Origin of the sequence: Schaalia georgiae DSM 6843 (genome assembly GCF_000429245.1) — a bacterium.
Classification (GTDB): domain Bacteria; phylum Actinomycetota; class Actinomycetes; order Actinomycetales; family Actinomycetaceae; genus Pauljensenia; species Pauljensenia georgiae.
This window is the reverse complement of record NZ_AUBM01000021.1, coordinates 1-3,238: the sequence shown is the minus strand read 5'-3', so window position 1 is coordinate 3,238 and position 3,238 is coordinate 1. Positions and strand designations below refer to the sequence as shown.

Genomic DNA, 3,238 nt, shown 5'->3' with positions numbered 1-3,238 from the left:
GCCCCAGACGTAGAAGGCGGCGAGGACCAGTGCGAGCACGACCCCGGCTGCGGTCAGGCGCCTCCTGCGGATGCGCTCGCGCCGCTCGCGCAGGAGCTCGGCCGGCCCCTTCCTGGCGGGCGCGGGCGCAGCCCCCTGCGCGTTGTCGTGGTCGGGGTCGTGGGTGGGGTGCTTATCAGCGAGGGACATGGTGCCATCCAGTCAGCGGTCGATGGTCGGTTCGATAGGGGCGGGCGCCTGGCGGCCGGATGCCCGCTACGAGTCCTTCGGCGCGAGGGCGGCGATGCCGTACTGGTCCGCGCTGAGGAGGAGGTCGTCGTACAGCCAATGGGCCGGCCCGAGGCGCGCCTCGTCAGCGCCGTCGAAAGCACCCGAGCCCCCCAGGTCGACCAGGCTGGCGCCGTCGTAGCGGCTGGCGGTGAACAGGACCGCGCCGTCGGCGCTCATGCGGACTTGACGAGGGAGGTGGGCGAAGGCGCACGTGCCGTCAACGGACTTCGCATAGGGGATGTGGCTGACGGTGGTCTGCCGAGTGGGGGCGCCCTCCGCGGTGGGCGTGAACTGGTACGTGGCGCACGGCCTCGACTCCTGGGCTCCGAGCACGCGGAGGACCCCGTCGGCCCACGGGGCTGTCCCCGTCGTCACGAAGGCCGCCACCTCCTCAGCCGTCGGCGTCCGGTCGCCGACGGGGAGGGCGAAGCGGTGGGAACCGGAGTCGATATCCGGATTGTACGGGTACGCGCCGCTCGCCTGGCCGTCAGGCGTGTAGGTGAGCACTTGTCCCGTGTCCGCCGAGACGACGGCCCACCCGTCGGAGGCCGCGTACACCTGCCTGTCCCCCCACGCGCCCGATGACGGTTCCGGCGGGAGGCCGCGCAACTGGCCGGTCGAGGGGTCGATGATGGTGATGGCGCCCGTGGACGACGATGATGCGAGCAGCCACGTGCTGGTACCGGATCCGGCGGGGGTGAGGGGGCTCATGGGCTCCAGGTTCTCGTCGGACGCCTCCCATTGCCTCGTCCATCGCTCCGGTTCGGTGTCCTGGTGCCAGCCCGAGCAGGAGCCCGTGCCGCACACGACCAGCGTGCCGTTGACGTGGGCCCTCGGGGTCGCCAGGAGGGACTCGTCGGCCCAGGGCGCTGGTGCGCTCTGGCCCGTGGTGGCGTCGATGACGAGGCCGGCGATGACCAGGCCCGTGTCCGTCGTGATCAGTGGGGCGCCGTTGGTCGTGCCCGGGTAGAGGCGCATCCATTCGACCATGGGGGTCGGCCCCGCCACGTTGATCGAGGCGACCCGGAAGCCGTGGCTCCCCTCGGCCTCGAAGGCGGCGTACACGCGGCCATCGCCGGAGGTCGCGAACTCCGCGCTCCGGATCGTGGTCTTCGAGGGCATCCGCTCATCGTTGAAGGCCCGGATGCTCCACGCGGTGTCCGCGCCCGCGCTCCACGACGGGGCGGGCCGGCCCGTGTCCTGGCGCCCGCCCGTGTACCCCTGGGCGCGCGGCGGCTGGGAGGGCAGGAACGCGGTGGTGGGGACGGAGGGCCCGCGGTGGCGCACGAGGACCATGGTCGTGATGAGGACCACTACAATCCCGAGGGTGGCGAGGGCGAGCATCGCGCTCCTGCGCCGAGGGCGCGCCACGGGCGCCCCCGTCAGAGTGCCGACTGCCGTGCGCTGCTCTGATCCGTGCGTCATTTCTTCTCCGCCTTCGGGATGAATCCGAGGATCCCGTTCTCATCGACTCCGATCAGGAATGCGTAGGATCCGATTCCGACGAACGCCATGGCCGGGGAGTCGTCCTGCGGGAATACGAGCTTCTGGCCGTCTGGGCGCCGGTCGGTCCGGAGGGCTGCCAGGACAGTGGAGGAGGGGTTCGTCCCCCCTTTCTCCGTGAGCACCACTGCTCGTTCGAGCGCCCCGGAACTTGGTGCCGACGAGAGGGAGAACGCGGGAAGGCAGGAGCCCCCGGTCCGGGTGGCGATGCGCGCTGGGGTGGGGACCCGCAGTGCGGGAGGGTCCTCGGAGGGCCGCCCGATGATGAGGGAATCGCAGTCCTGTCCGGAGACCCGGGCGACGGGGTCGTCAGGGTTTCCCGCCCCCGTCAGGTGGGAGTAGTAGTGCGTGTCGTCCAGCGGCACTGCGGAGCGCGCGTCGGGCGCCAGGGCCCCTTCCTTCTTGGGGGTTCCGTCAGCGGAGTACGAGGTGACGGTGGCGGCTCCCTCGTCCACGACCGTCCACCCCTTCTCCTCGGCGTAGACGTCGCCGCTGCTCGTGCCGACCGGGAAGGGGGTGCGGACTTCGCCGGTCGTCGTGTCGAGGATCGGGAGCGCGCCGTCTTGGTCGGGGTCCAGGAGGGCCCAGATGTGCGACTGGCCCTTGCTGTCGGGCGCTTCGTCCTCGGCCTGCTGGTACGAGTGGGGGATCTGGACCGAGTCCCGCGTCCATGTGGTGGTCCAGCCGGTGTCGTAGGAGTACGCCCAGCCGGAGCAGCCGGATCCGCAGGCGACGACGGTCGCGTTGAAAGTCCCGACGGCGCGCGTCGGGGTTGCCGCATCGGGATCGGCCCACGGGGCTCGTCTGACGGCGCCGGTCCGCGCGTTCACCGCCCAGTTCTTGATGAAGATCTCGTACCCCGAGGGCGCCTCGGTGGACTGCCTCTGCCACTGCGCGTCGTGCTCCGTGTAGGTCATAGGCGCGTCGCCGAGGCCCTCCGGATCCTCGATGGTGCTGGCCCACAGCAGGGCCGGGGGCCGCCTCGGGGGATGGTCGGCGGAGCCTTCGAAGACCGCGAGTTCCGCGACCCAGATGCCCCCCTGGGCGGTCTCCTTCGCCACGAAGAGGGACCTGTTGTCCACTGGCAGGATCCGCGCGTTCACTGCGCCGTTGCCGCTGGGGGGCGCGGGCACGCGCCACAGGACGTCCAGGTCGGGCCCCAGCGCGGGTGCGCCGGGGACGGACTCGGTGTTCTCGTACCCCGATTCCTGGACTCCGGTGGGGGGATTGGCGCCCGAGCGGGAGTGGACGAGGACGCCGACGACGAGCGCCACGACCAGCGCGCCGCTGATCGCGAGGGCGCGTCTCCTGCGGGCGCGCTGGTGGCGCTGGCGGATGGCGCTCAGCGGTTCTTCGTCGGTGCGCGGGCAGCCGTCCTGCTGGGCGCCGCCCGGGGGTGTCTCCGGGGCGTCGTCGGCAGGGGTGGGTTCGTCGTCGAGGGGATCCATACCCGTAAGTATGTCAA

General features: G+C 71.6%; 2 protein-coding genes and 1 pseudogene. All 3 read right to left on the bottom strand.

Going from position 1 to position 3,238, the window contains the following annotated elements; translation table 11 throughout:
* Positions 1 to 189, bottom strand: a pseudogene (locus G447_RS11410) (hypothetical protein); the annotation flags it as partial.
* A 66-nt stretch (positions 190 to 255) separates the two neighbouring features.
* The gene (locus G447_RS0108535) at positions 256 to 1,695 is read right to left on the bottom strand and encodes a hypothetical protein (RefSeq protein WP_243442346.1); all 1,440 of its coding nucleotides are present in this window, start codon (positions 1,693 to 1,695) and stop codon (positions 256 to 258) included.
* Positions 1,692 to 3,221: a hypothetical protein gene (locus G447_RS0108530; protein WP_026430741.1), complete on the bottom strand. Its 1,530-nt coding sequence runs from the start codon at positions 3,219 to 3,221 to the stop codon at positions 1,692 to 1,694. Before G447_RS0108530 ends, G447_RS0108535 begins: the two co-directional genes overlap by 4 nt.
* Positions 3,222 to 3,238: the final 17 nt, after the last annotated feature.

Bases quoted from the DNA above. Each gene is read 5' to 3' on its own strand.
- G447_RS0108535 (WP_243442346.1), bottom strand. From the start codon at position 1,695: ATGACGCACGGATCAGAGCAGCGCACGGCAGTCGGCACTCTGACGGGG.
- G447_RS0108530 (WP_026430741.1), bottom strand. From the start codon at position 3,221: ATGGATCCCCTCGACGACGAACCCACCCCTGCCGACGACGCCCCGGAG.